At 70.0% G+C, this 22,831-nt stretch carries 30 protein-coding genes, 1 other RNA gene and 1 pseudogene; 20 read left to right on the forward strand and 12 right to left on the reverse strand.

Features of this window, described 5'->3' with window-relative positions:
- The 3 genes from aroA to hisN form a co-directional block, all read left to right on the forward strand.
- Window positions 1-1,057 (forward strand): 3-phosphoshikimate 1-carboxyvinyltransferase (gene aroA / locus CWC38_RS05650; RefSeq protein ID WP_121845842.1); only part of this gene is annotated, 1,057 nt, incomplete at its 5' end.
- A 4-nt stretch (window positions 1,058-1,061) separates the two neighbouring features.
- Complete coding sequence (gene rsgA, locus CWC38_RS05655) at window positions 1,062-2,177, forward strand: ribosome small subunit-dependent GTPase A (protein WP_121845843.1); 1,116 nt, start codon at window positions 1,062-1,064, stop codon at window positions 2,175-2,177.
- Between the two features lie 4 nt (window positions 2,178-2,181).
- Window positions 2,182-2,982 (forward strand): histidinol-phosphatase, encoded by an 801-nt coding sequence (gene hisN, locus CWC38_RS05660; protein WP_121845844.1) that lies wholly within the window; start codon window positions 2,182-2,184, stop codon window positions 2,980-2,982.
- Window positions 2,983-3,092: 110 nt separating this feature from the next.
- Here the strand turns inward: hisN and CWC38_RS05665 are convergent, their stop codons facing one another.
- A complete protein-coding gene (locus CWC38_RS05665) occupies window positions 3,093-3,908 on the reverse strand; it encodes a DUF4190 domain-containing protein (RefSeq protein WP_124106144.1) in 816 nt (271 codons plus the stop codon).
- Between the two features lie 236 nt (window positions 3,909-4,144).
- Window positions 4,145-4,512, reverse strand: a transfer-messenger RNA (tmRNA) gene (ssrA, locus tag CWC38_RS05670).
- A gap of 259 nt (window positions 4,513-4,771) precedes the next feature.
- On the opposite strand from ssrA, the gene CWC38_RS05675 reads away from it, so the two are divergent.
- A complete protein-coding gene (locus tag CWC38_RS05675; RefSeq protein ID WP_121845846.1) occupies window positions 4,772-6,544 on the forward strand; it encodes an ABC-F family ATP-binding cassette domain-containing protein in 1,773 nt (590 codons plus the stop codon).
- Between the two features lie 10 nt (window positions 6,545-6,554).
- Here the strand turns inward: CWC38_RS05675 and smpB are convergent, their stop codons facing one another.
- Together smpB and prfB are read right to left on the reverse strand one after the other, a co-directional pair.
- Window positions 6,555-7,043: an SsrA-binding protein SmpB gene (gene smpB / locus CWC38_RS05680; RefSeq protein WP_121845847.1), complete on the reverse strand. Its 489-nt coding sequence runs from the start codon at window positions 7,041-7,043 to the stop codon at window positions 6,555-6,557.
- A gap of 90 nt (window positions 7,044-7,133) precedes the next feature.
- Complete coding sequence (gene prfB, locus CWC38_RS05685) at window positions 7,134-8,252, reverse strand: peptide chain release factor 2 (RefSeq protein ID WP_121845848.1); 1,119 nt, start codon at window positions 8,250-8,252, stop codon at window positions 7,134-7,136.
- 83 nt (window positions 8,253-8,335) lie between these two features.
- Here prfB and CWC38_RS05690 point away from each other — a divergent pair, with 83 nt between their 5' ends.
- Window positions 8,336-9,508 carry a glucose-1-phosphate adenylyltransferase family protein gene (locus tag CWC38_RS05690; protein WP_121845849.1) on the forward strand — a complete coding sequence of 391 codons (1,173 nt, stop codon included), beginning with the start codon at window positions 8,336-8,338 and terminating at the stop codon, window positions 9,506-9,508.
- Window positions 9,509-9,535: 27 nt separating this feature from the next.
- A complete protein-coding gene (locus CWC38_RS12095) occupies window positions 9,536-9,703 on the forward strand; it encodes a hypothetical protein (RefSeq protein WP_165860352.1) in 168 nt (55 codons plus the stop codon).
- Window positions 9,704-9,789: 86 nt separating this feature from the next.
- Here the strand turns inward: CWC38_RS12095 and CWC38_RS05695 are convergent, their stop codons facing one another.
- The 8 genes and pseudogenes from CWC38_RS05695 to CWC38_RS05730 form a co-directional block, all read right to left on the reverse strand.
- Window positions 9,790-9,990, reverse strand: coding sequence for a hypothetical protein (locus tag CWC38_RS05695; protein ID WP_121845850.1), 201 nt, complete (start codon window positions 9,988-9,990; stop codon window positions 9,790-9,792).
- 67 nt (window positions 9,991-10,057) lie between these two features.
- A complete protein-coding gene (locus CWC38_RS05700; protein ID WP_240625071.1) occupies window positions 10,058-10,561 on the reverse strand; it encodes a pilus assembly protein TadG-related protein in 504 nt (167 codons plus the stop codon).
- A 26-nt stretch (window positions 10,562-10,587) separates the two neighbouring features.
- Window positions 10,588-11,046: a hypothetical protein gene (locus tag CWC38_RS05705; RefSeq protein ID WP_240625072.1), complete on the reverse strand. Its 459-nt coding sequence runs from the start codon at window positions 11,044-11,046 to the stop codon at window positions 10,588-10,590.
- Complete coding sequence (locus CWC38_RS05710; RefSeq protein WP_240625073.1) at window positions 11,024-11,434, reverse strand: TadE family protein; 411 nt, start codon at window positions 11,432-11,434, stop codon at window positions 11,024-11,026. The genes CWC38_RS05705 and CWC38_RS05710 overlap by 23 nt, the downstream gene beginning before the upstream one ends.
- On the reverse strand, window positions 11,406-11,660 hold the full coding sequence (locus CWC38_RS05715) for a hypothetical protein (RefSeq protein ID WP_121845852.1): 255 nt from the start codon (window positions 11,658-11,660) through the stop codon (window positions 11,406-11,408). Before CWC38_RS05715 ends, CWC38_RS05710 begins: the two co-directional genes overlap by 29 nt.
- Before the next feature lie 38 nt (window positions 11,661-11,698).
- On the reverse strand, window positions 11,699-12,643 hold the full coding sequence (locus CWC38_RS05720; RefSeq protein WP_121845853.1) for a type II secretion system F family protein: 945 nt from the start codon (window positions 12,641-12,643) through the stop codon (window positions 11,699-11,701).
- Window positions 12,640-13,497: a type II secretion system F family protein gene (locus CWC38_RS05725; protein ID WP_121845854.1), complete on the reverse strand. Its 858-nt coding sequence runs from the start codon at window positions 13,495-13,497 to the stop codon at window positions 12,640-12,642. Before CWC38_RS05725 ends, CWC38_RS05720 begins: the two co-directional genes overlap by 4 nt.
- Window positions 13,494-14,693, reverse strand: a pseudogene (locus tag CWC38_RS05730) (TadA family conjugal transfer-associated ATPase); the annotation flags it as partial. The pseudogene CWC38_RS05730 and the gene CWC38_RS05725, both read right to left, overlap by 4 nt.
- A 27-nt stretch (window positions 14,694-14,720) precedes the next feature.
- Between CWC38_RS05730 and CWC38_RS05735 the strand changes: the two are divergent.
- The 14 genes from CWC38_RS05735 to CWC38_RS12570 all read left to right on the forward strand — a co-directional run bounded on the left by CWC38_RS05735 (window position 14,721) and on the right by CWC38_RS12570 (window position 22,776).
- The gene (locus tag CWC38_RS05735) at window positions 14,721-16,106 is read left to right on the forward strand and encodes a recombinase family protein (protein WP_121845855.1); all 1,386 of its coding nucleotides are present in this window, start codon (window positions 14,721-14,723) and stop codon (window positions 16,104-16,106) included.
- A complete protein-coding gene (locus CWC38_RS12025; protein WP_124106145.1) occupies window positions 16,103-16,666 on the forward strand; it encodes a hypothetical protein in 564 nt (187 codons plus the stop codon). The genes CWC38_RS05735 and CWC38_RS12025 overlap by 4 nt, the downstream gene beginning before the upstream one ends.
- Before the next feature lie 145 nt (window positions 16,667-16,811).
- The gene (locus tag CWC38_RS05740; RefSeq protein WP_240625074.1) at window positions 16,812-17,066 is read left to right on the forward strand and encodes a hypothetical protein; all 255 of its coding nucleotides are present in this window, start codon (window positions 16,812-16,814) and stop codon (window positions 17,064-17,066) included.
- Entirely contained in the window at window positions 17,063-17,968 is a 906-nt protein-coding gene (locus CWC38_RS05745; RefSeq protein WP_121845856.1) for a bifunctional DNA primase/polymerase, read from the forward strand. Before CWC38_RS05740 ends, CWC38_RS05745 begins: the two co-directional genes overlap by 4 nt.
- Window positions 17,965-19,065, forward strand: coding sequence for an ATP-binding protein (locus CWC38_RS05750; protein WP_165860353.1), 1,101 nt, complete (start codon window positions 17,965-17,967; stop codon window positions 19,063-19,065). Before CWC38_RS05745 ends, CWC38_RS05750 begins: the two co-directional genes overlap by 4 nt.
- Window positions 19,066-19,259: 194 nt before the next feature.
- Entirely contained in the window at window positions 19,260-19,637 is a 378-nt protein-coding gene (locus CWC38_RS05755) for a hypothetical protein (protein ID WP_121845857.1), read from the forward strand.
- Window positions 19,634-19,834, forward strand: coding sequence for a hypothetical protein (locus CWC38_RS12030; protein WP_124106146.1), 201 nt, complete (start codon window positions 19,634-19,636; stop codon window positions 19,832-19,834). Before CWC38_RS05755 ends, CWC38_RS12030 begins: the two co-directional genes overlap by 4 nt.
- A gap of 559 nt (window positions 19,835-20,393) precedes the next feature.
- Window positions 20,394-20,612 (forward strand): hypothetical protein, encoded by a 219-nt coding sequence (locus CWC38_RS05765; RefSeq protein WP_121845859.1) that lies wholly within the window; start codon window positions 20,394-20,396, stop codon window positions 20,610-20,612.
- Window positions 20,609-20,767 (forward strand): ribbon-helix-helix domain-containing protein, encoded by a 159-nt coding sequence (locus CWC38_RS05770; RefSeq protein ID WP_165860354.1) that lies wholly within the window; start codon window positions 20,609-20,611, stop codon window positions 20,765-20,767. Before CWC38_RS05765 ends, CWC38_RS05770 begins: the two co-directional genes overlap by 4 nt.
- Window positions 20,768-20,784: 17 nt before the next feature.
- Complete coding sequence (locus tag CWC38_RS05775) at window positions 20,785-21,144, forward strand: hypothetical protein (protein WP_121845861.1); 360 nt, start codon at window positions 20,785-20,787, stop codon at window positions 21,142-21,144.
- A gap of 107 nt (window positions 21,145-21,251) precedes the next feature.
- Window positions 21,252-21,671 carry a hypothetical protein gene (locus CWC38_RS05780; protein ID WP_121845862.1) on the forward strand — a complete coding sequence of 140 codons (420 nt, stop codon included), beginning with the start codon at window positions 21,252-21,254 and terminating at the stop codon, window positions 21,669-21,671.
- Window positions 21,672-21,800: 129 nt separating this feature from the next.
- A complete protein-coding gene (locus tag CWC38_RS12100; RefSeq protein ID WP_165860355.1) occupies window positions 21,801-21,977 on the forward strand; it encodes a hypothetical protein in 177 nt (58 codons plus the stop codon).
- A 27-nt stretch (window positions 21,978-22,004) separates the two neighbouring features.
- Complete coding sequence (locus CWC38_RS05785) at window positions 22,005-22,637, forward strand: recombinase family protein (RefSeq protein WP_121845863.1); 633 nt, start codon at window positions 22,005-22,007, stop codon at window positions 22,635-22,637.
- A gap of 16 nt (window positions 22,638-22,653) precedes the next feature.
- Window positions 22,654-22,776, forward strand: a complete 123-nt coding sequence (locus CWC38_RS12570; RefSeq protein WP_276309559.1) for a hypothetical protein — start codon at window positions 22,654-22,656, stop codon at window positions 22,774-22,776.
- The last annotated feature ends 55 nt before the right edge of the window (window positions 22,777-22,831 follow it).

A 22,831-nucleotide genomic window follows, 5' to 3' on the forward strand; every position in this document is an offset into this window, starting at 1 on the left:
CCCCCACCCCGTCCTGACCTCCCGGGCCCGCATCGACTGCGGGCTGGCCGGGACCGTCATGCGCTTCGTCCCCCCGCTCGCCGCGCTGTGCTCGGGCACCGCGGACTTCGACGGCGACGCCGCCGCGCGGGTCCGCCCCATGGGCCCCGTCCTCGAGGGGCTGCGCCAGCTCGGCGTCCAGGTCGTGGACGAGGGCCGGGGCACCCTGCCCCTGAGCGTCGTCGGCGGCGGCTCCGTGGCCGGGGGAACCGTCACCATCGACGCGAGCGGCTCCTCGCAGTTCGTCTCGGCGCTGCTGCTGTCCGCGGTGCGCTTCGAGGCACCGCTGGTGCTGCGCCACGACGACACCGCGGGCGGCGTCCCGTCCCTGCCGCACGTGGAGATGACGCTCGCCGTGCTGCGGGACGCAGGGATTGCCGCGGAACGGACGGGCGACCACGAGTGGCGGGTGCAGCCCGGCGCCGTGCCCGGCCTGGACGTGACCGTGGAACCCGACCTCTCGAACGCCGGGCCCTTCCTCGCCGCCGCCGTCGTGACGGGTGGCACCGTGAGCGTTCCCGACTGGCCCGCGCACACCACCCAGGGCGGTGACCACTGGCGTCACATCCTGCCGCGGTTCGGAGCCCGGGTGGACGTGCGGGACGGCATGTTCACCGTGACCGGCCCGGAACGGCTGCGCGGGGTGGACCTTGACCTCTCCGAGGCCGGCGAGCTCGCCCCCACGGTGGCCGCCCTGTGCGCCCTGGCCTCCGGGCCCTCCCGGCTGCGCGGCATCGCCCACCTGCGCGGTCACGAGACGGATCGCCTCGCCGCGCTGAGTGCCGAGCTCAACGGGCTGGGCGGCAGCGTGCGGGAGACCGCGGACGGTCTGGAGATCCAGCCCGCGCCCCTGCACGCCGGGCAGTTCCACACCTACCACGACCACCGCATGGCCACGGCCGGGGCGATCCTCGGGTTGCGGGTGCCCGGGATCCTGGTGGAGAACATCGGCACCACCGCCAAGACGCTGCCGGAGTTCCCGCAGCTCTGGGCGGACCTCGTGGCCGGGGACCACTGAGGTCATGGCCGGCAGAACCTGGGACGAGTCGGACGTCCGCGTGCGCGCCAACAAGCGCGGCTCCCGCCCCCGCACCAAGCAGCGCCCCGCACACGAGGACGCGGTGGTCGCCCGTGTGGTGGCCGTGGACCGGGGGCGGTACACGTGCGTGGCGGACGAGGACAGAGCGGACTCGCGCACCGTGCTGTGCGTCCGGGCGAAGGAGCTGCGCCGGCAGCCCATCGTTCCAGGTGATCTCGTGGGGGTCGTGGGGGACGTCACCGGAGCCCCGGACACCCTCGCCCGGATCGTGCGCATCGAACCCCGCACCACCGTGCTGCGGCGCAGTGCGGACGACACCGACCCCGTGGAGCGGGTGATCGTGGCCAACGCGGACCGGCTGGTGCTGGTGCTGGCCACAGCCTCTCCCACCCCCCGCACGGGCTTCGTGGACCGTGGGCTCGTGGCCGCCTGGGACGCGGACATCACCCCGGTGGTCTGCATGACCAAGGCGGACCTCGCGGATCCCACCGAGTTCCTGTCCCACCTCCACGACCTCGACGTGCTGACCATCAGCACCCAGCGGGCCACCGAGCGCGGTGAGCGCCCGGAGGCCGGGCGGCACGAGGAGTCCCTGGCCATCTCCGAGGAGTCCCTGGCGGAGCTCAGGGAGCTGCTGGACGGGCACATCAGCGTGTTCCTCGGGCCCTCGGGCGTGGGCAAGTCCACCCTGGTCAACGCCCTGACCGGTTCCGAGCGCGCCACCGGGGGTGTCAACGACGTCACGGGGCGCGGCCGCCACACCTCGTCCTCCGCGCTGGCACTCACCGTGCCCGGAACCCGCCCCGGCACCTGGGTGGTGGACACCCCGGGGATCCGCTCTCTCGGGCTGGCGCATGTGAGCGAGGAGAACCTGCTGGACTCCTTCACGGACCTGGTGCCCGCCACCGCGGACTGCCCCCGGGGTTGCCTGCACACGGCGGACTCCCCCGGCTGCGCGCTGGACGCCTGGGTCCGCCGCCCGGAGGCCTCCCCGGCCGCCCCCGAACGGCTCGAGTCCCTGCGGCGTCTGCTGGCGGCGTTGCGCGGGGTGATGCAGGGCGGGGACAGCGAAAAGCGGCTCGGACAGGCGATAACGTAGACGCATGCGCGCACCCAGCAACCACACGGACGACCTCCGCCTGGCCCACATCCTCGCGGACTCCGTGGACGGCCTGACCATGAAGCGGTTCAAGTCCCAGGACCTCACCGTGGACACCAAACCGGACCTCACCCCCGTCACGGACGCGGACCGCGAGGCCGAGCAGGTGATCCGGGGGCAGCTGGGGCGGGGGCGCAACCGTGATGCCGTGATCGGCGAGGAGGTCGGCACCACCGGCTCCGGCGGTCGGCAGTGGGTGGTCGACCCGATCGACGGCACCAAGAACTACGTGCGCGGTGTGCCCGTGTGGGCCACTCTGATCGGACTGGTCGAGGACGGCGAGGTGGTGGTGGGCGTGGTCTCCGCCCCCGCGCTCAACCGCCGGTGGTGGGCCGCGTCCGGCTCCGGGGCGTTCACGGGCCGCTCGCTCTCCCAGGCGCAGCGGCTCTCGGTGTCCTCCGTGGCCACCCTCGCGGACGCCTCCCTCTCCTACTCCTCCCTGGGCGGATGGAACGAGCTGGGCATCCGGGACCGCTTCCTGGACCTCACGGACCGGGTGTGGCGAACCCGCGCGTACGGCGACTTCTGGTCCTACTGTCTGGTGGCCGAGGGCGCGGTGGACCTCGCGTGCGAGCCCGAGCTCAACCTGTACGACATGGCCGCCCTGGTCCCCATCGTCACCGAGGCCGGCGGCCGGTTCACCTCCCTCGCGGGCCAGGACGGGCCGTTCGGCGGCAACGCCCTGGCCAGCAACGGGCAGCTGCACGACGCCGCCCTCGACGTCCTCGGAACCCGCGAGGGCTGAGGCGCCCCGCCTGGACACGCGAAGAGCCCGTCACCACTGGAACGGTGGAAACGGGCTCTTCCCACGAGCGCGCACAGCTCCCCCGACAGGCGGGACGCGGTGCGGGGATCTCAGGTGTTGGGGGTATCCACGCCCAGCTTGTCGTTGAGGCACTGCTGGTACTGCGTCTGGTCACCCTGCTCCACGTACTGCGCGCAGTCACCCGCCAGGCCGACGGCCCAGAACATCACGGCGGCCATGAAAGCCCCTCCGATCAGGGCCAGGGCGGAGAGCACGATGCCCACGATGGCGAGGGCCGGGGACTCCCGCCTGGTCTTGCGGAGCTTCACGAGCCCGATGATGCCGAGCACCAGGCCCACCAGGCCCAGCAGGCCACCCAGACCCGCGAACCAGAACGTCAGGATCCCCACGATGCCCAGCACGAGCGACGCGATGGCCAGACCCTTGCCGGGAACGGGGCCCTGGTCGTAGCCGGGGTAGCCCTGGCCGTTGTAGCCCTGGGCCGGGTACCCCTGGTTCCCGTAGCCCTGGGCGCCGTAACCCGGGTTCCCGTAGGCCTGCTGGGAGTCGTCGTTCTGGTAGTGCGTGGGGTAGCCGGTGCCGGACTGGTTCTCCTGGCCGTACTGCACACCGTAGCCCTGGTTCCCCTGGCTGTAGGTGCCGTACCCCTGGGCACCGTGGTCCTGGGTGCCGTAGTTCTGGGTGCCGTACCCATGGTTCCCGTAGCCCTGACCGGGCCGGTCGGAGCCGTCGGCGGACTGCTGGCCGTGTCCCTGGCTGGACTGGTCCGGCCACGTGGCCTGACCGTACTGCGGCTGCTCACGGGTGGTGTCCGAGGTGCCGTCCTGGGCACGCTGACCGTACTGCGGCTGCTCGCGGTCCGAGGCCGAGGACGAGCCCGACGGCTCGTGGGGGCGTTCGCTCATGAGGATGAGTGCCTTTCGCTCGTAGTGCTGGTTCTCCGCGTTCAGTCTCCCACAGACCCGGATGTGTCCCACGGGTTTCGTGACCGCGCGCCGAGGAGTATCCGCCCCGTCCCGGAGGCGCACCGGAAAGAGACTGGAGGGAGACGACCCGGAGACGGTGACCCGGCATCCAGGATGTGAAAAACGCCCCGGACCGAGCGGTCCGAGGCGTTTCACGGATGTCCGAGGACATCCCGGGGTGGAGATGGGGGGAATTGAACCCCCGTCCGATGCAGCATTGTCAGGGCTTCTCCGGGCGCAGTGTGCTGGCAGGTTTCTCAGTCCCGGCCATCTCGCACACGAGTGGCCGCCGGACTCAGTCACGTAGAAGTCCCCTGGACGTCCGTGACGTACGTCCAGAGCAGTGACCTTCTAGCTGATGTCAGATTCCAGGTCGAAGGTGAACCTGGGCTGACAGACTGCTCGGGCTACTTACGCAGCGAGAGCGAAGTCAGTGCGCTTGGATTTGGCACTTGTGTTCTTGCAGAGAGCGTTGACGAGATGACTCTGCATCCTCGGCCCGCTTCCCCTGTCTCAACTCACATCGTCGAAACCGATCATCCCCGTATTCATTTTTCAATGAGCATCCACTCAGCGAAAGGTTCTCTAACCGCATCGTGGACAACCAAGCGTACGTCCGCTCGCGCCCGCGCGTCAACAGCCCCGCCGGACAGCCCGTACCATCCGGGCCGGTCGCCGTCGCACCGGGGCCTTGTCCCCTCCCGCCCCGTGCCCTACGGTGGGGGCCATGTCCCGATGAGTCCTTCCGAACCCCGCGTCCGAGGCCGCTGCCCGGCGGGGACCGTGACCATCAGAGGACTCCCATGAACTCTTCCCACCACATCTCCCCCGTGCCCGGACGCGGGACCCGCCCCGCCCGCAGCGCTGCTCCCACCGGAGCGCACCTTGCGGTGGACGGGGTGTCCGCCTCGTTCGGAACCCACCGCGTCCTCACGGACGTGTCCTTCACGGTCACCGCCGGGCGACCCACCGGTCTGATCGGTGAGAACGGCTCCGGCAAGAGCACCCTGCTGCGCATCCTCGCGGGTCTGTGGGCACCAGACGCCGGCACCGTGCGCGCCGTCGTCCCCGGCGGGGGTGACGCCCGCGTGGGTCTGCTGCACCAGGAGCCGCCGTTCGCGCCACAGGACACCGTGGCGCAGGCCGTGGAGGCTGCGGTGCGGCCCGCCCGTGAGGCAGCTCGCGCCGTCGACGACGCCGCCCGCGCCCTGTCCGCCGCACCGCAGGACGAACGGGCGAGCACGCGCTACGCCGACGCCCTCGAGGCCGCGGAGCGCAGCGGGGCGTGGGACGTGGACACCGCCATGGCCACCACGCTGGAGGCGCTCGGGCTGGGCGGCATCCCCCGGGACCGCCGCACCGCGCAGCTCTCCGGTGGGCAGCGGGCCCGGCTGTCCCTCGCGTGGACCCTGCTGTCCGCGCCGGACGTGCTGCTGCTGGACGAGCCCACCAACCACCTGGACGACACCGCGATCGACTACGTCTCCGCCACGCTGCGCGCGTGGCACGGCCCGGTGCTGCTCGCGAGCCACGACCGCGCGTTCCTGGACGCCACCGTCGGCTCGCTCGTGGACCTGGACCCGGCACCGCGCCCGCACACGGAGACCGCGGACCTCGTGGGCGACGGCACCGGAACCGGAATCGGCGTGACGCGGTTCAGCGGCACCTACTCGCAGTACGTGCTGTCCCGCCTGGACGCCCGCGAGCGCTGGGAGCGCACCTACCGGGACGAGCAGGAGCAGCTGAAGAGGCTGCGAGCCGCCGTGAAGGACCAGCAGAGCGTGGGCCATGCGGACCGGGGACCACGCACGGAGGCCCGGGCCGCCAAGAAGTTCTACGCGGACCGCAACGCCACCGCGGTCTCGCGCCGCGTCAACGACGCCCGCGCCCGCCTCGCCACGCTCGAGGAGGAGCAGGTGCGCAAGCCCCCGCAGGAGCTGTTCTTCCGGGGCCTCACCGCCGCGGACGACGCCGCCGCGCGCCACCTGCACGCCTCCGGTCCCGTGCTCACGGCATCCCGGGCCACGGTGGCGCACCACCTGGCCCCGGTGTCCCTGAGTGTGGGTGCCGGGGAGAAGTGGCTGCTCATCGGCCCCAACGGTGCGGGGAAGTCCACCCTGCTGCGGCTGCTCGCCGGTGAACTGGAGCCCACGGGTGGCTCCGTGCACCGTGCCCCGGGTGTGCGCGTGGGCATGCTCGGCCAGGACGACACCCTCGCGGGGGCGGACCCGGGCCGGGGCGCCGCGCGGGTCTACGCGGACCTCGTTGGAGCGGACCGCGCGGAGGCCGTGCCCCTGGGGACGTTCGGACTGCTCGCGGGGCGGGATGAGAACCGCAGGGTGGGCGAGCTGAGCGTGGGACAGCGGCGTCGGCTGGCCCTGGCGGTCCTGCTCGCGGACCCGCCGCACGTGCTGCTGCTGGACGAGCCCACCAACCACGTCTCCCTGGTGCTCGCCACCCAGCTCGAGGCGGCCGTGCCCGAGTACCCGGGGACCGTCGTCGTCGCGTCCCACGACCGCTGGCTGCGCCGGAGCTGGAACGGCCGGCACCTCCACCTGGAGGCACCGGCCGGGTGAGGGGTGCGGGTCAGCTGCGCAAGTTGCGGTAGCGCATGGCGCGCTGAGCCTCGCGGTTGTCCTGCTTCTCCCGCAGGGTCTGGCGCTTGTCGTACTCGCGCTTGCCGCGTGCCACCGCGATCTCCACCTTCACGCGCTTGCCGTGCACGAAGTACAGGGACAGCGGGATGATCGTGTAGCCGGCCTCGCGCGTCTTGCCCGCGATCTTGTCCAGCTCGGCGCGGTGCAGCAGCAGCTTGCGGCGGCGCCGGGCCGAGTGGTTCGTCCACGAGCCCTGCAGGTACTCCGGGATGTGGGCGTGCTCCAGCCAGAGCTCACCGCGGTTGTCGAACTGGCAGAAGGCATCCACCAGGGACGCTCTGCCCATGCGCAACGACTTCACCTCGGTGCCCATGAGCGCCAGTCCGGCTTCGTAGGTGTCGAGGATGGCGTAGTCGTGGCGCGCCTTCTTGTTGTTGGCCACGATCTGGCGGCCGTCGTCAGCGTTCTTCTTGGCCATCGGCCCGTTCTTCCTTCGTCTGCTCCACGCGCCCGCAACGCCGCCCGGTCACGCCGTGCGGCGTGGAGCGGTGGGATGGGCCGCGGAGTCTCAGTCTTCGTCGTCGCGGCGCGCCCCGGCGCGCCAACGGATGCCTTCGTCGATGAACTTGTCGATACCGCCGTCGAACACGGAGGAGGGGTTGCCCTCCTCGTAGTTCGTGCGCAGGTCCTTGACCATCTGGTAGGGGTTCAGCACGTAGGAGCGCATCTGGTCGCCCCACGAGGCCTTGACGTCCCCCGCCATCTCCTTCTTCTTGGCGTCCGCCTCCTCCTGGCGCAGCAGGAGCAGCCGGGACTGCAGCACGCGCAGTGCGGCGGCGCGGTTCTGGATCTGCGACTTCTCGTTCTGCATGGAGACCACGATCCCGGTGGGGACGTGCGTCATGCGCACCGCCGAGTCCGTGGTGTTGACGGACTGGCCGCCGGGCCCGGACGAGCGGAACACGTCCACCTTGAGCTCGGACTCGGGGATCTCCACGGTGTCGTCCGACTCGATGAGCGGGATGACCTCCACCGCCGCGAACGAGGTCTGGCGGCGGCCCTGGTTGTCGAACGGCGAGATCCGCACGAGCCGGTGCGTGCCCGCCTCCACGGACAGCGTGCCGAACGCGTACGGGGCCTTGACCTCGAACGTGGCGGACTTCAGCCCGGCCTCCTCCGCGTAGGAGGTGTCCAGCACCTTGGTGGGGTAGCCGTGGCGCTCGGCCCAGCGCAGGTACATGCGCATGAGGATCTCCGCGAAGTCCGCGGCGTCCACACCACCGGCGCCGGAGCGGATGGTGACCACGGCCTCGCGCTCGTCGTACTCTCCGGCCAGCAGGGTCTGGATCTCCAGCTCGGACAGGGCCTTGCGGATGGACTCGAGCTCCTCGGCCGCGGCGTCCCGGGTCTCCTGGTCGTCCTCGTCCTCCGCGAGCTCCACCATGACCTCGAGGTCGTCGATGCGGGACTCGATCTTGGCCAGCCGGTCCACCTTGGACTGCTTGTGGGACAGCTGAGAGGTGACCTTCTGGGCCTCGTCCGGGTTGTCCCACAGGTCCGGGGCCACCGCCTGCTGCTCGAGCTCCGCGATCTCCTTCTGCAGGGTCTCCGCATCACTGACCGCCGCCACGGATTCGTAGGTGGCGCGGAGGGCACGAATTTCTGCAGCGTAGTCAATGGAGGCCATGACAGACCACTTTACGTCATGGTCCGCGGGCCCCGTGAGTCGGTAGGGTTCTCCTCGACGCGGACAAACTAAGGAGACTGACGATGGAACACCCCACCGTGCTCGCACTGGTCCTCGCCGGAGGGAGGGGATCGCGCCTGGGCCCCCTGACCGACCACACTGTCAAGCCCGCGCTGCCCGTGGGTGGCACCTACCGGTTGATCGACATCTCCCTGTCCAACCTGGTGCACTCGCACATCACGGACGTCTGGATGGTGCAGCAGTACCTGCCCCACGACCTCAACTTCTACATGGCCGGCGGGCGGCCGTGGGACCTGGACCGCTCCCACGGCGGACTGCACGTGCTGCCGCCCTACCAGGGCGCGGACGGCGAGGGATTCGCCACCGGCAACTCGGACTCCATCTTCCGTCAGGCGGAGCTGATCCGTGAGGCGGACCCGGACCTCGTGCTCGTGCTCTCCGCGGACCACCTCTACACCGTGGACTTCCGGGACGTGATCGACACCCACCTCAGCAAGCGGGCGGACCTCACCATGGTCACCACACAGGTTTCCGAGGACGCCTCCCGCTACAGCGTGGTGCGCACGGACGAGTTCGGCCACGTCACGGACTTCGCGTACAAGCCGGAGGAGCCGCAGAGCGACGTGGTGGCGGGAGAGATGTTCCTCTTCACCACGGCCGTCCTGCTCGACTCCCTGTCAGAGCTGCACTCCCGCAACGGCGAGCTGGGCGACTACGGCGAGGACCTCATCCCCCACGTGATGCAGCACCACACCGTGGTGGAGCACCGGCACACCGGCTACTGGATGGACCTGGGCACCGTCCAGTCCTACTGGACCGCGCAGCAGCAGCTCCTGGACGGTGACGGTGCCACCCTGGCCGATCCCGCCTGGCCCATCTGGAGCGGCCAGGCTCCCCTCCTGCCCGCGTTCGTGGCCGACGACGCCGCGGTCACCCGCTCGCTCGTGGCCCCCGGCTCGCGCGTGGCCGGGACCGTGGAGCATTCGGTGGTCGGGGAGAACGTGGTGGTCGAGTCCGGGGCCGTGGTCCGCAACTGCGTGCTCCTGGACGGCGTGCACGTGGGCTCCGGGGTGGAGCTCCACAACGTCGTGGCGGACACCGGCGCGCACATCACCGGCGGTTCCCGGCGCGGATCCTCCCAGCACGTGACCGTGATCGACCGGTCCGGGACCGTGGCCCAGCGTGAGCCCTTCGACACCTCCGCCGCACTGCCCCTGAACTGGGAGCAGTACTGAACCCCCTGTCGAAAGGACCGATCCCCGATGTTCCGCTCCTCCCGTCAGACTCTCGGCCCCGCTCTGCGCCGGGAGCTGTGGCGCACCGTCCGCCACCAGGGCGCCCGCCGGGTCCTGCACCTGGCCCTGCTCTTCCCGCCGCTGCGCTGGGCCCACGGCGCCCTGCGGGCACTGCGGATCGTGCGGGGCCGGTGAGGCCCGCCAACCACGGGCACTGAGTCCGGCGAGAGGACCACGACAGGCCGGGAGCGGCGTCGTCCTCCCGCGACGCCGCTCCCGGCCTATCGCACGAGGAGCTCGGGCCCGCCGGGCCAGGCGAGGACACTCCCCGCACCGCGGCCGGGCATCGCACGGGCCACGGCGAACCGGCCCGGACCGGTGAGAGCCAGGACGAGGGAGGCTGCGGCGGGCACGGACGCTCCCGCTCGGGTGGAGTGCCCGGGGATGGTCCGGGTGTCGGTCACGGCAGGGTTGCGTGTCATGACAACTGAACTATCGAGGACAGGTCGTCATGGCAAGGACCTGGCACTGCCGTGCCGACGCCGGGCCTCAGCGGCGCATGACCGCGCGAGCATCCCCCGTGGCGCTGATCGGGACTCCCGCGGGAACGATGACGTTGACCACGGGCGGATGCACCACTGCTGTGAGGGTCACCTGAGCGGTGGTGCCGTCCGCGGACCCGGTGGGGGCACCCACCGCCAGCCCGCTGACGTCCTGGAAGGCACCCACGGTGCCCAGGTAGCTCGTGGCGGACCCGGCCACGGCGTCGTTCGTGAGCACGGGCGTGGGAGGGCCGGTTCCGGAACGGTCCACGGTGGTGAAGGTGTCCGCCGCCGCGCCCGCGGCACGGTCTGCGAGGGACTGCAGCTGCTGCCGTCCCACGTAGACGCTCGTGACGGCCATCACGGTGACCACGAGCAGAAGGGTCACGAGGGCGAAACCGATCAGCACGATCGTGGTCTGCCCTGCGTCCGGGTCCTCGCCCACCACCCCGGTGCGTTCGAGCGCGGCACGGGTCTTCAGCCTCCTGGGACCTCTCGCTCCCCCGGGCACGGAAGTCCCGGAACGCCCGTGGCGCCTCACGAGTACCTCCCAGTCACGACGGAGACGTCCGCGGACAGGGTGGCCACGTTCGCCGTGACGAACCCCGGCATGCCCGGCAGGTCCACCGTGAGGCTCGCGTGCACGCGGGCCACCGCACCCGGGGCCTCGCACGTGCCGTCGGAGCAGTCCACCGTGACCGCCAGGTCCCGCGGCTCGAAACCGTGGTCCTGCGCCGCGACGGCGGCGACCTCGTGGATCCCCGTGCGGTTCAGGTCCTTGGCCTCGAGCACCGAGATCGCCTGGCCGGCCTCCTCCGCGGCGGCGACCACCGCGAAGGACCCCGCCTGCACACGGGCCACGGTGACGACCAGGTAGACCACCGGGACGAGCAGCAGCAGTCCCAGACCGATGAACTCGACGATCGCGCTCCCCCGATCCGGGTCCTCACCGTGCAGGGACGCCGCCGCGGTGTCACGAGTCCATGTCCACCGCATGTCCGCTCACCTCCAGCGCCGCAGGCGGACCCAGTGTTGCCACGACCGGCAGCGGAGCCACCACGCGGATCTCGACCGCCGGGAGCTCGCCCACACTCGTGCGGGACACCGTGACGTCCTGGGTGTAGGTCCCACCCACGGTTCCCGCGATGATGCCCCGGGTCCGCTCCACCCCGTCTGCATCCGTGCGGTCCGCGAGACTCGCGTACCGCGCCCCGGAGGCCGCGGCGTCGATCAGCGTGTTGCGCACGTGCAGCGCGAACCCCACCTGCAGGATCATCCCGAACAGCACGAGGGCCAGCGCCAGCACCATGACGTACTCCGCCACGGCGTTGCCGGCGTCGGGGTGCTCCCGCGGGTCAGAGGCCCGAGACGCGGTCGATGGCATCTTGGAACAGCCCCTCCAGTGCCGGGCGCGCGATCAGCAGCAGTCCCGCCACGAGCACGGCGGACATCAGCGTGAGCATCACCCAGCCGGGCACGTCCCCGCGGTCGGGGTGGTCAGTGTCCTCCCCGCGGCTGGGAGCACCAGCTCCTGGACGGGTCAGCAGGGCAGGGAGGACCGCCCCCAGCAGGAGCAGCACGGCCGTGTGGCAGCGCACCAGGTGTTTCATGATCGTCTCCTTCGACGTGTTGAGGTCTGCGGGTCCTCTCAGAACCCGAGGTTGAGTACGGCCAGTCCGGGGAACACGGCGAACACCACACTGAGCGGCAGGATGAAGAACACCACGGGGACGAGCATCGCGATCTCCTTCTTCCCCGCCACCTCCATCAGCACACGCTTGTCGTGGTCGCGGACGTCCTGGGCCTGCGCCCGCAGCACGTCCGCGAGCGGGGTACCGCGCTCGATGGCCACGACGATCCCGTCCACGAAACGCCCCAGGGCCACGACGTCCGTCCTGGCGGAGAAGTCCTGCAGCGCCGTCGTCAGACCGGAACCGGCCCGTGTCTGGGCGAGGACCGCGCGGAACTCCCCCGCGAGCTCGCCTTCCGCCACGCGGCACACGCGTTCGAGGGCGCCCACCGTGGACTCCCCCGCTCCCACCGCGAGCGCCATGAGCTCCGCAACCGCCGGGAACTCCGCGAGCATGCGCTTCTCCCGGCGACGGATGCTGCGCCGGAGCAGGTCGTTGCGCACCCAGACCCCGGCCCCAGCGCCCAGGACGGTGCCGACGGCCACGATGGCCACGTTCACGTCCGCGCGCAGCACCAGCGCGATCCCCGCGAGCACGCCGAGAACGGCGCCGCCCACCGCGCACAGGACCTGCTCGGCCCGGTAGTCCACGACGTCCTGGCGGGAGCCGTTGCGCACCAGTCGGCGGGCGAGCAGGTCCGTGCCGGAGAACAGTGGAGCGGCACGCTCGAGCAGCCACTCCACGACCGCGTGACCGGCAGCCCCGGTGAGTGATCTGCCGCGCCCGCGGCGGGAGGACAGCGACGGGGCACCGAGCGCCGTCGTGAGCTCGGCCGCGCGCAGCTGCGGCGCAATCCGGTCCGCGAAGGAGGGGGCTCCGACGGCTCTGACCGCGGCCAGGACCATCCAGAGGCCGAGGGCGAGGACCAGGCCCAGCAGCGTCGACGTGAGGGGCACGTTCATCGCAGCACCCGCCGTTCCTCCGGCAGTGCGCCGAGCCGGAGCATCAGCTGGTAGGCGACGACGGAGACGGCGAGCCCACCCAGGAGCACGACCGCGCCGGCCACGGTGTTGTAGGCCTGGACCGCTGCGGGCTGCGTGGCCATGAGGGCGAGGATCAGCCACGGCGCGGCCACGGAGAGGCGTGCCGCATTGACCGTCCACGACTGGCGGGCCTCGAGCTCGCTGCGCGTGCGCTCGTTCTCCCGCAGGAACTCGGAGAGCGTGCCCAGCAGACGGCCGAGATCCGTGCCGCCCACCTCACGGGTGACCCGCAGCGCCTCCACGATGTTGTCCGCCACCGGATCCGCGAGACGCTGCTTGAGCATGGTGAGCGAGCCGTGGAGCTGACCGCTGGCCCGGTAGTCCGCGGCGAACCGGGCGAACGCGGGACGAAGGGGCTCCGGGCCCCGGTACTGCAGCTGCATGAGCGCCTCCGGCAGACCCATGCCCGCGCGGATCGCGGAGCGCAGGTGGTCCACCACGTCCGGCCACACCTCCCGCAGCACCGCGGTGCGCCGCCTGGCACGGTGCCGCACGAACCCCCACGGGATGAACAGGGCGACGAGGAACACGCACAGCCCGAAAACGGCCGCCGATGTCAGGGCGAGGACGAGCACCCCGCACACCGTCGCGAGCAGCAGGCTCAGTCCCGCGAACGCCACCGGGGACAGCCCCGGCACGTCCGCCTGCAGCAGGAGGGTGCGCAACCGTCCGGTGCGCGCGTGCCGCGTGCGTCCCGTCTCCGGGCGGGTCCAGCAGGACCACCACACCAGGAACGCCCCGACGCCCAGCAGCGCCCCGAGCAGCGCGCTCACGATTCGGTTCCCGCCGGGCGGGTTCCGCTCGGGCGCGTGCGCGCTGCGGGACGGCCGCGGGGCTCTTCCGAGGGTCCGCTCCGCGTGCGTCTCCGGGAGGATTGGGCTCCGCGCCCGCCCGACCGCACCTTCTCATCGGCCCGCGGGGACGACGGCGCCTCGCGGTCTTGGAACCCCGTCGTGGCCGGGGTGCCGTGGGGCCCCGGTGCGGCCGCTGCGGCGGCATTGTCGTGTGCGCCGTCCTGCCGGATGAGTTCGGCGGGATCGTGACCGGCGCGGCGGAACTTCTCCGTGGACGGCACCTCGGCGGCCACGCACCGCAGCGTGCCGTCCTCCAGGCGGAAGACCGGGTAGGTCTCGATGACACCGTTCTCCACGCGGTTGCCGATGGCCAGGACCTCCGCCACGTAGCGGTGTCCCGTGGCTCCTCGGTGGCAGTGCACCACGAGGTCGAAGCAGGAAGCCACGGTGGGGAGCACGAAGGCACTGCTGATGTTCTCCCCCGCGAGCAGCGGGAGCGTGCAGATCTTCGTGACCGCGTCCCGCGCGGAGTTGGCGTGCAGCGAGCACATGCCCGGCAGCCCCGCGTTCAGCGCGATGAGCATGTCCAGGCTCTCGGCCTCGCGCACCTCCCCCACCACGAGCCGGTCCGGGCGCATCCGCAGCGCCTCCTTCACGAGGCGGCGCAGCGGGATCTCGCCCGTCCCCTCCAGGTTCGCCTGGCGGCACTGCATGCCGACGACGTCGCGCAGCGCCACCTTGAGCTCGAAGACCTCCTCGACCGTGACCACACGTTCCCGCGGGCCGATGGCCGCGCACAGGCAGTTGAGCATGGTGGTCTTCCCGGCCTGTGTGGCTCCGGAGACCAGGATGTTGAGACCGGAGTCCACGGCGGCGGCCAGGAACTCGGCGGCCTGCACGGTGAGCGACCCGAGGGCCACCAGGTCCTGCAGCCTCCGGGCGCGGGCCGCGAACTTGCGGATGTTCACGGCCCAGTGCGCGCGGGTGACGTCCGGGATGACCACGTGCAACCGGGAACCGTCGGGCAGGGAGGCGTCCACGAACGGGGAACTGAGATCCAGCCTGCGCCCCGAGGACTTGAGCATCCGCTCCACGAGGGTGCGCACGTGGGACTCGGTGAGCACCAGACTCGTCAGCTCGGACTCGCCGCCCCGGGCCACGTAGATCTCGGCGGGTGTCAAGACTCAGTTAGGATCTCTTACATGGACGCTGTCATCTACGCCCGCATCAGCCGCGACACCGAGGGCACCCAGCTAGGCGTGAACCGCCAGCTCGAGGACTGCCGGCAGGCCGCGAGCGCCCGCGGGTGGACCGTGGTCCATGAGTACGTCGAGAACGACACCTCCGCCACCCGGGCCAAGGCCCGCCCCCAGTACCAGCAGATGCTCCGGGACCTCGCCAACGGGACAGCCGGCGCGCTCATCGTGTGGGACGTGGACCGGCTCACCCGAACTCCCAGGGAGCTCGAGGACGTGATTGACCTCGCGGACGCGCACAGCATCGCCCTGGTGTCCATCGGTGGGGAGATCGACCTTGCAACCCCCCAGGGAAGAATGACCGCCCGCATCAAAGGGTCGGTGGCCCGCCACGAGACGGACCAGATGGCCCGCAGGATCCGCCGCAAGCAACGTGAGCGGGCCGAGCAGGGCCTCCCTAACGGGTTGTGCCCGTTCGGGTGGCGGCGGGTCTACGAGGACCAGGGACGCCGCGCCGGGGCCCGTGACGTCGCCTACCCGCCCGAGGCGGACCAGGTCCGTGACGGAGTGACCCGTCTTCTGGCCGGGGAATCGGTCCGCTCCATTGCCATGCGCTGGAATGAGGACGGGTTACCCACGTCACGGGGCAACCCGTGGCGCACGGGCACGGTCCGGCAGACCCTCCGACGGGCCGCGAACGCCGGGCTCCGTGAGCACAAGGGTGAGATGTTCCCCTCCGAGGTGATTGAGCCGCTCATCACGGAGGATGACCTGCACCGCGTCCGAGCTCTCCTAGGGGATCCTGCGCGCCGGGTGCACCACGGAACCACGCCCGCTTACCTCCTGACAGGGATCGCCAAGTGCGGCCGGTGCGGCGGCAAGATGCGATACCTCAAGCCACGCGGGGCCAGCAAGGTTCCCTCGTACGGTTGCCGGGACTGCACCCGGATAGCCCGGTCCATGGGCCTGGTGGACGCCGTGGTGGAGGGCGCGATCCTGGGGCGCCTGCAACGCCCTGACGTGCTCGAGGCGCTGCCCACCATGGATCCGAAACGCGGGGACGATCTGCGCTCGCAGGCCGAGGTGCTCGAAGCCAAGCTGTCCGAGGCCGCGGACCTGTTCACGGCGGGCACGATCACCGGGGAGCAGCTGTCCAGGATCACCGCCGGGGTCCGCCCCCAGTTGGAGAGGACCCGGGCGCAGTTGGCGGACCTGACACCGGCGAGCGCCGCGGCCGCGATAGCCGGTGAGGATGCGGTGGCCCGCTGGGAGGACGCCACCCTGCTGGTGAAGCGGGAGATCGTGGACACCCTGATGACCGTGACCATCCTGCCCGCGGGGCCGGGCCGGGGACGTGACCCCGAATCCGTGAAGATCGAATGGAAGGCATGAGCATGGAACCCCGCCAGTTCGCGGCGATCATGGACAACACAGCGAGAATCAGGATCACTTGTTCGGGGATAGGGGGCTCCCACAAGCCGGGCAAGACCATCGGCATGTTCGGTTGGTGCCCGCCAGTCACCCCTCTGAATGACGGCCGTGTGATCGGGCAGTGGCTGGGCCGGGGGCCAGGGGTTGCCTATCGGCGCCCTGAGGCTGAATTCGACGAGCCCGGAGAATCACGCCAGGTCTACCACGAGACCTGGAAGTTGCATTGCAAACAGTGCGCCCGCGGTGGCCACCCACAGACAATCTCCCTGCGGGGCTTGAACCGGCGGAAGCCCAATGTGTGGTCCACCGCCGACATCCTTTTCGGCGCTATTTCTGAAGCAGGCCGTGCCGAAGTAACTCTCCAGGAGATCGCGGCGTATCTAAGCACTTTATCCGCGAAGGAACATCGAGCCGCTCGATATTCGCCGATGCCGGGGAGCGAGGACGGCATGGTGCGCGTGAGCGACGACGGCACGATTCCCTCATGGGCTCAATGGCAGTGGTATGGCTTTACTAATTAATTAGCGGTACACTCGTAACTGTCGTGCTCGTCAGACCATGACATTCAGGAAGCGGCAACTCCTGACCCCGAAGCCGCCCTCAGAATGACAGTAAGGTCCGTTGGCGCGGGCTTGGCTACTAGCCATGCCCGAAAGGCCGACGGACTTGTCTGTTTCCAAGCGCCCCTACCGGATCGACCCAGACCGCGCCCGCGAGCGCGCACGCGTCGCATCCCTCTCCCGCACTCGCGCCGCGGATGATCCCGAACTCACCGAGGCCCGTGCCTCCCTGCAAACGGCCCGTGTGGACGCCTACGTGGCCCGCCTCGTGGCCGAAGCTCCCCCGCTCACGGATGCCCAGAAGGCCGCGCTCGCGGGTCTCCTGCGCCCCGTGGAGAACCGTGGGGGTGCTGCAGCATGACGGCAGAAGAAAACCCCCGGGTGGGCACCCCAGGGGTCTCTCAACAAAATCCTCTGAACACCACCAATTCTACTCGGGATTGGCTTTACGCGCTCGCTATCCACGGCTTCCACCTGTTGCCGTTGATCCCGGGTGAAAAGCGGCCGGCGATCACGGACTGGGAGAAGCGGGCCACCGTGGACCCCGCCCAGCTCGACCGGTGGCCGCAGGGTGCCGGCGTGGGTATCGCGTGCGGCCGCTCCGGGCTGGTGGTGATCGACTGTGACTCCCATGGTTCCACCCCTCCGCCTGAGTGGGACCGGCCCGGGATCCGTGACGGGGTGGACGTGTTCGCGGACCTCTGGTCCCGCCACTCCCCCAACGTGTCCATGTTCGACACGTTCACTGTGACCACACCGAGCGGAGGGCTGCACCTGTACTTCCGTGCCCCGGTCGGGTCCAGGATCCGAAACCGCACCGGAGTGGAATGGCAGGTCGACGTGCACGCCCACGGTGGCTACGCCTGCGGGCCCGGGACCAACCTCAAGCAGGGCACCTACACGCCCGCAGGAGACCCTGGGAAGCTCCTGTCCCTCCCCCAGTGGCTTCACGACATGCTGGCCCCGCAGGAGCCCGCCCAGCGCCGCCCCATGCCCGTGGCACCTCCCACGGGCTCGCAGGCGGACCGTCGTGTGGCCGGGTTGCTCCGCACTGTGTCCACCGCTCCCGAGGGGCAGCGAAACAGCACCCTCAACTGGGCGGCGTGGCAGCTAGCGCAGGACGGGCTTCTCACCCAGGAGTACGCTACCGCTCTGCTCCACGCCGCCGAAACAGCCGGTCTTCCCCAAGCCGAAGCCGTCAAGACCATCCGATCTGCAGCCGCCCCAAGAGGCTCCAACGCTCAAGGGGGCGCAGCAGCATGACCGTAGAACCATTCGCCGACTTCCCGGCGAGCGCCGAGTTCGAAAACCCGGCTGCGACCTACGAACGCATGGTCGTCAACGAGATGGAGCGCATGCAGATCCGCGAGGAGGCGCGCCGACGGATCGCGGCCGAGTCCTCCACAGTCTCGGAACTCCCGGCGCTGTCCAACCTCGCGGACCGGCTCGCAGCGCCCCGCACACGCCCCCGCTGGCGGATCCAAGACATGTGGCCCGCCGGGGGGCGCATCAACCTTGTAGGGGCACCCAAGGCCGGCAAGACCACGATGACAACCAACGTGGTCCGGGCCCTGGTGGACGGCGGTCAGTTCCTCGGGAAGTACACCACCGAGGCAGTCCCCGACTGCGAGGGCCCCGCGGTCGTCGTGTTCGACTTCGAGATGACCGAGGACATGCTCCTGGACTGGTACGAGGACGCGGGGATCACCAACACCCACAAGGTGGAGACCGTGCTGCTCAACGGGCTGGGCTCCGGGTTCGACTTCACGAATCCCGCCGTGCGCGCCGAGCTGGTGAAACGGTACGGCGGCGCCTACACGTACATCCTCGACCCCGTAGGGCCACTGCTGGCCTCACTCGGGCTGGACGAGAACTCCAACAGTGACGTGCAGCGGCTACTCACGGCCTGGGACGAGTTCGTGCGGGAGCTCGGCGGTCAGGAATCCATGGTCACGATGCACGCCGGGCACAACGGCGAGCGCGCCCGTGGTGCCTCTGCGTTCCTGGGGTCCTGCTCTGCAGTGTGGACGCTGATGCGTGAGGGAGAAGAACCAGGTGCACCCCGGTTCCTCAAGACCATGGGGCGGATCGAGGGCATGCCCAAGACCCGGTTGGCGGCGCAAGGGCGGACCCTCACCATCCTGGGGCACCTCACCCCCGAGAGCATCGCAGATGACAAGGGGCAGCAGATCCTCGACCACCTCTCCGCCGTTGGCACTTGGCAGGGGCGAGGCCCCATCCGCAATGCGGTAGGCGGATCTCAAGTAGCCGTCACTCAGGCGCTGCGAGAGCTTGTCGATTCCGGCCAGGTTCTCCACGACAACAAGAAGGGCTACGGCCTCTCTCACTGGTCGTCCTGACCGGTGGCCTGACTCCCGGCCCCCTTAAGGGGGGCCCGGGAGAGTCAGGGGGCCTCACTCTCACCCCTGACTCGCCCTGACTATCCGCTGACTTTCAGGGGTCAGGCCCCCTGACTGGACCCTGACTCAACCCCTGACTAAGCCCTGACTCTGGCCCACCCGAGAGTCAGGGGTACAAGAAGGACAACATCCTCATGGATCAGAAGAATCAAGCACTGACCGCACCGCAGGCCGAAGCGCTCGCGGACCTCCTACACCAGCTGCGCCCCGAATGGGCCCGGCCCGCGATCATGGCCGCGCTCAGGGAGCACTACCGGCACCCGGCTGGGTTCGCTGTCGTAGCCCAAGCCGCAGTCACCGCCGCAAACAACCCGGCGAACCGGGCACCCTGCTCGATCTTCTTCGACGGGCCCCACTGGCCCCAGACAGCCCGGCCCACCAGGGTCGTGGACCCATGCCTGGCCCACCCCACCGAGGACCGGCGCTCCTGCCGCTGCTGCCTGGCCGATGTGAAAGCCGGCCAACGCCCACGGAACAAGATCGGCGAACTCTGGGCGGTGGACCCCGCATGACCCCACAGGACGTAAACAGGCAGGACGACGGCGAACAGGACCACCGCCGCCGGGTCGAAGGGATGCTCACCAACGCCAAGACCAAGGCGGACCTGCAACACCTCGTGCGGGCACTGGACGCCCGGAACCTGCAACTCCAGCACATCAACCGCGCACTCCAACACCAGCTCCACCAGCACCGGAAGGACGCCCAGTGAACACGCACCAGGACAACGCACAGGAAAGTAACGCCGCAGCCCCCAAACCCACGCCACACCCCACGGAAAAGGCGCGCAATGGACTGGCGGAAAGCGCCGCCGCCAGACCTGCAGAGGGCCCCGCAATTACCTCCACAGGACTTACCGATTCCGGTCCCGTGAGCAGCCCAGAGGACACCGAGAGTTGTGTCCATACGAGTTGTGTCCAGGGGGCCGAACTTTCGGCCACAGGACTTTCGGGAAACGCCCGGGTGGACCCCCACGAGGTCCGCGCCCGGCTCACCCGCCGCGGGTCCTTGAACGGCCTCGAACTCGACGGCGGCACCGGGGTCGTGTTCATCCCCCAGCACGCCCTCCCGGACCTGCGACGCCGGTTGCTGCTGGCTCAGGAACGGTTCACGGCCATGAGTGGCCCGGTGCCCGGGAAACGGCGGAAACGTCGGCCTGCGAGCGCACGGTGACATCACCCGCCGTCCACCTTTCGGCATCGTTCTGAGCCCACATTGGTACTACCGCCCCGGGGCACCCAGCCCCGGGGCACGACCATCAGGAGCGGACCTTGGCCCACCTTGACCCAAACAATCCCCCGGACTTCGCAACGTTCGGGGAGACCATCTGGCGAGAACTCACCACCCTCCGGTTCGGGGAGACCGTCAACCCCGCCCAGGTCGCCGAAGTGGCCGTGACCTGTGCGCTGTCCCAGGCCACCGCAACGTCCCTCCACACGGCGCGTGAGACCGAACGGTTCAACGCATGGGCGGACGAGGTGGGCCTGTGAGCACACCCCACCTGCAGCGCCTCGTGGTGGCCATGCCCCCGGACATGATCCGCCGAGTGGATACCCTGCGTTCGCTGACCGGCACCAGCCGGGCCGGGTTCATCCGGCTCGCCGTAGCCGACTACCTGCGCCCCCCTGGGCGGCACCACCCATGACGCCCAGCCCTGACCTCGTGGCCGCGGTGGTGGGCATGCGCCGGTTCGTGTCCTACGGGATGCCCCTCATCAAGGCCATTGAGGACTACTTCTGGGAAGGCGTCCGAGACATCGCCACATGGGACGAACTCCGTGCCAGGGTTTTCGCCGAGTGCGGCGCCTTTCCCCCGTTCGCGGGAGGGACTGACCCCGAGGCCCTGTCCGGGGTGCCCCTAGTGGATCTGGGGCGGCCCAGCACAACCGTGTTTTGGGTCAACGGCACCGTGTACCGCCGCCCGGACCTCGAAACCCTCTACAAGGCCATACAGGCCACGACCGCAAAAACGTGGATGAAACACGACCCGCGCCACCCCAACCCAAGGAGCCTCAAAAAATGAGCACCCGAGCTGAACGACGACTGTGAGAAGCCCAGACCACCCTCGAACAAGCCACCCAGGCACACCAGACCGCCGCGGCCGCGCTCGCCGCCATCGAGGACTGGGCAGTGTCCGGGGAGGACGTAGACCCCCTGGAACTGGCCGGCGCTCAAGGTGACGTCGGGATCAAGGCCAAGCGCCTGGAACGCGCCCAGGCCCTGGTCGAGGACGAACGCGCCACCGTGGACGGTGAACGTGCCCGGGCGCACCACAGGGAACTCGTGGAGGCTGCGGAAGCCGCCCGTGCCAACGTGGACACCACCGGGGTTCTCACGGCCGTTGAGGACCTTCTACGCCGCGCCTACGCCGCTCCCGACGCATGGTCCGCGGTGCGGGGGCAGGTCCTCGCGGAATACGGCAAGCTGCCCCTGGTGGGCGAAGTGGCCGACGGGGTGGACCCGATCTTCTCCACGTTCCGGCTCGGGGGCCGGTCCTACTCGGACGTGGACGTGCACGGGCTGGTCCGGAACCTCAAGGACGGTGTGTAGCAGGCGTTCAACCGGGTCCAGGCTGAACGGCGCCAGACCCGAGCAGCGGCCTGACCGAGCCGACACACGACAACCGGTGGGCGGGGTTGGGACAGGGCCCGCCCACCGAGAGGTTGAGAGGATGAGGGCATGGACGATGTGAGGGAGACGTTCGCGGGCATGGCCCCGGGCGAGGCAGACCAGACGGTGGACGCGCTCGCGGGCATGTTGGCCGTGCTGCCTGCTGATGATGCGGACCCTGTGGACCGGGCGACCCGCGCCGGGGTGGAGGGTTTCGTTATGGGCTACCACGCAAACCGCACATAAAGGGTTCCCTTTATGTATGGTTAGGGCATGACCACCCCCCAGCTCCGCGTCATCGGCTACGTCCGCGTGTCCACCAGCAAACAGGACATCGGCCCCGAGGTGCAGATCGCCGCCCTCCAAGCCGAAGCGGACCGCATGGGCTGGGACCTCGACCTGCGACGCGAGAACGCGGCGAGCGCCAAGACCCTCAAGAACCGCCCCGTACTTGCCCAGGCCCTCGCGGACCTCAAGGCTGGGAAGGCTGACGCGCTCGCCGTGTCCAAGCTCGACCGGCTCTCCCGCTCCGTCGCGGACTTCGCCGGACTGCTCGAGACCGCCACCCGGCAGCACTGGGCGTTGATCTGCCTGGACCTGGGGATCGACACGTCCACCATCACCGGGGCCGCCATGGCCCAGGTCACCTGCACGTTCGCCGAGATGGAGCGGAAGAAGATCGCCGAACGCACCCGTGACGGGATGGCCAAGATCAAAGCCACTACCGGCAAGCACATGGGCCGCCCGTCCACGCTCCCCCAGGCCACTGTGGACCGGATCCACCGCGAGCGCGCCGCCGGACTGTCCTACGCCAAGATCACCGCGGCCCTGAACGACGAGGGGATCCCCACCGCCACCGGGCGGACCTGGCACGCCTCCACCGTGCGGCAGGTACTGAGCCGGTAAGAGCATGCACGGGTAGGTGTCCGCGAACACCGCCCAGGACGTTGCGGTCATCAAGGTCGAACTAGAACGGTTCTTGGCTCAGCGGGAGCGCCGGGCGGCGAACCGTCACGGCACCCGGGAGCAGCGGGGCGCGCACTGACCGCCAGGTAACATTCCCGCCCCGGCCCCCACCAGGGTCTGGGGCGGGAATACTT

It is taken from the genome of Kocuria tytonicola, from assembly GCF_003687455.1.
In the GTDB taxonomy this organism is placed as follows: domain Bacteria; phylum Actinomycetota; class Actinomycetes; order Actinomycetales; family Micrococcaceae; genus Kocuria; species Kocuria tytonicola.

What these genes read in the sequence shown, in the direction of transcription:
- rsgA (WP_121845843.1), top strand. Translation starts at nt 1,062, where the DNA reads ATGGCCGGCAGAACCTGGGACGAGTCGGACGTCCGCGTGCGCGCCAAC.
- hisN (WP_121845844.1), top strand. Translation starts at nt 2,182, where the DNA reads ATGCGCGCACCCAGCAACCACACGGACGACCTCCGCCTGGCCCACATC.
- CWC38_RS05665 (WP_124106144.1), bottom strand. Translation starts at nt 3,908, where the DNA reads ATGAGCGAACGCCCCCACGAGCCGTCGGGCTCGTCCTCGGCCTCGGAC.
- CWC38_RS05675 (WP_121845846.1), top strand. Translation starts at nt 4,772, where the DNA reads ATGAACTCTTCCCACCACATCTCCCCCGTGCCCGGACGCGGGACCCGC.
- smpB (WP_121845847.1), bottom strand. Translation starts at nt 7,043, where the DNA reads ATGGCCAAGAAGAACGCTGACGACGGCCGCCAGATCGTGGCCAACAAC.
- prfB (WP_121845848.1), bottom strand. Translation starts at nt 8,252, where the DNA reads ATGGCCTCCATTGACTACGCTGCAGAAATTCGTGCCCTCCGCGCCACC.
- CWC38_RS05690 (WP_121845849.1), top strand. Translation starts at nt 8,336, where the DNA reads ATGGAACACCCCACCGTGCTCGCACTGGTCCTCGCCGGAGGGAGGGGA.
- CWC38_RS12095 (WP_165860352.1), top strand. Translation starts at nt 9,536, where the DNA reads ATGTTCCGCTCCTCCCGTCAGACTCTCGGCCCCGCTCTGCGCCGGGAG.
- CWC38_RS05695 (WP_121845850.1), bottom strand. Translation starts at nt 9,990, where the DNA reads ATGACACGCAACCCTGCCGTGACCGACACCCGGACCATCCCCGGGCAC.
- CWC38_RS05705 (WP_240625072.1), bottom strand. Translation starts at nt 11,046, where the DNA reads ATGCGGTGGACATGGACTCGTGACACCGCGGCGGCGTCCCTGCACGGT.
- CWC38_RS05710 (WP_240625073.1), bottom strand. Translation starts at nt 11,434, where the DNA reads ATGCCATCGACCGCGTCTCGGGCCTCTGACCCGCGGGAGCACCCCGAC.
- CWC38_RS05715 (WP_121845852.1), bottom strand. Translation starts at nt 11,660, where the DNA reads ATGAAACACCTGGTGCGCTGCCACACGGCCGTGCTGCTCCTGCTGGGG.
- CWC38_RS05720 (WP_121845853.1), bottom strand. Translation starts at nt 12,643, where the DNA reads ATGAACGTGCCCCTCACGTCGACGCTGCTGGGCCTGGTCCTCGCCCTC.
- CWC38_RS05735 (WP_121845855.1), top strand. Translation starts at nt 14,721, where the DNA reads ATGGACGCTGTCATCTACGCCCGCATCAGCCGCGACACCGAGGGCACC.
- CWC38_RS12025 (WP_124106145.1), top strand. Translation starts at nt 16,103, where the DNA reads ATGAGCATGGAACCCCGCCAGTTCGCGGCGATCATGGACAACACAGCG.
- CWC38_RS05745 (WP_121845856.1), top strand. Translation starts at nt 17,063, where the DNA reads ATGACGGCAGAAGAAAACCCCCGGGTGGGCACCCCAGGGGTCTCTCAA.
- CWC38_RS05750 (WP_165860353.1), top strand. Translation starts at nt 17,965, where the DNA reads ATGACCGTAGAACCATTCGCCGACTTCCCGGCGAGCGCCGAGTTCGAA.
- CWC38_RS05755 (WP_121845857.1), top strand. Translation starts at nt 19,260, where the DNA reads ATGGATCAGAAGAATCAAGCACTGACCGCACCGCAGGCCGAAGCGCTC.
- CWC38_RS12030 (WP_124106146.1), top strand. Translation starts at nt 19,634, where the DNA reads ATGACCCCACAGGACGTAAACAGGCAGGACGACGGCGAACAGGACCAC.
- CWC38_RS12100 (WP_165860355.1), top strand. Translation starts at nt 21,801, where the DNA reads ATGGACGATGTGAGGGAGACGTTCGCGGGCATGGCCCCGGGCGAGGCA.
- CWC38_RS05785 (WP_121845863.1), top strand. Translation starts at nt 22,005, where the DNA reads ATGACCACCCCCCAGCTCCGCGTCATCGGCTACGTCCGCGTGTCCACC.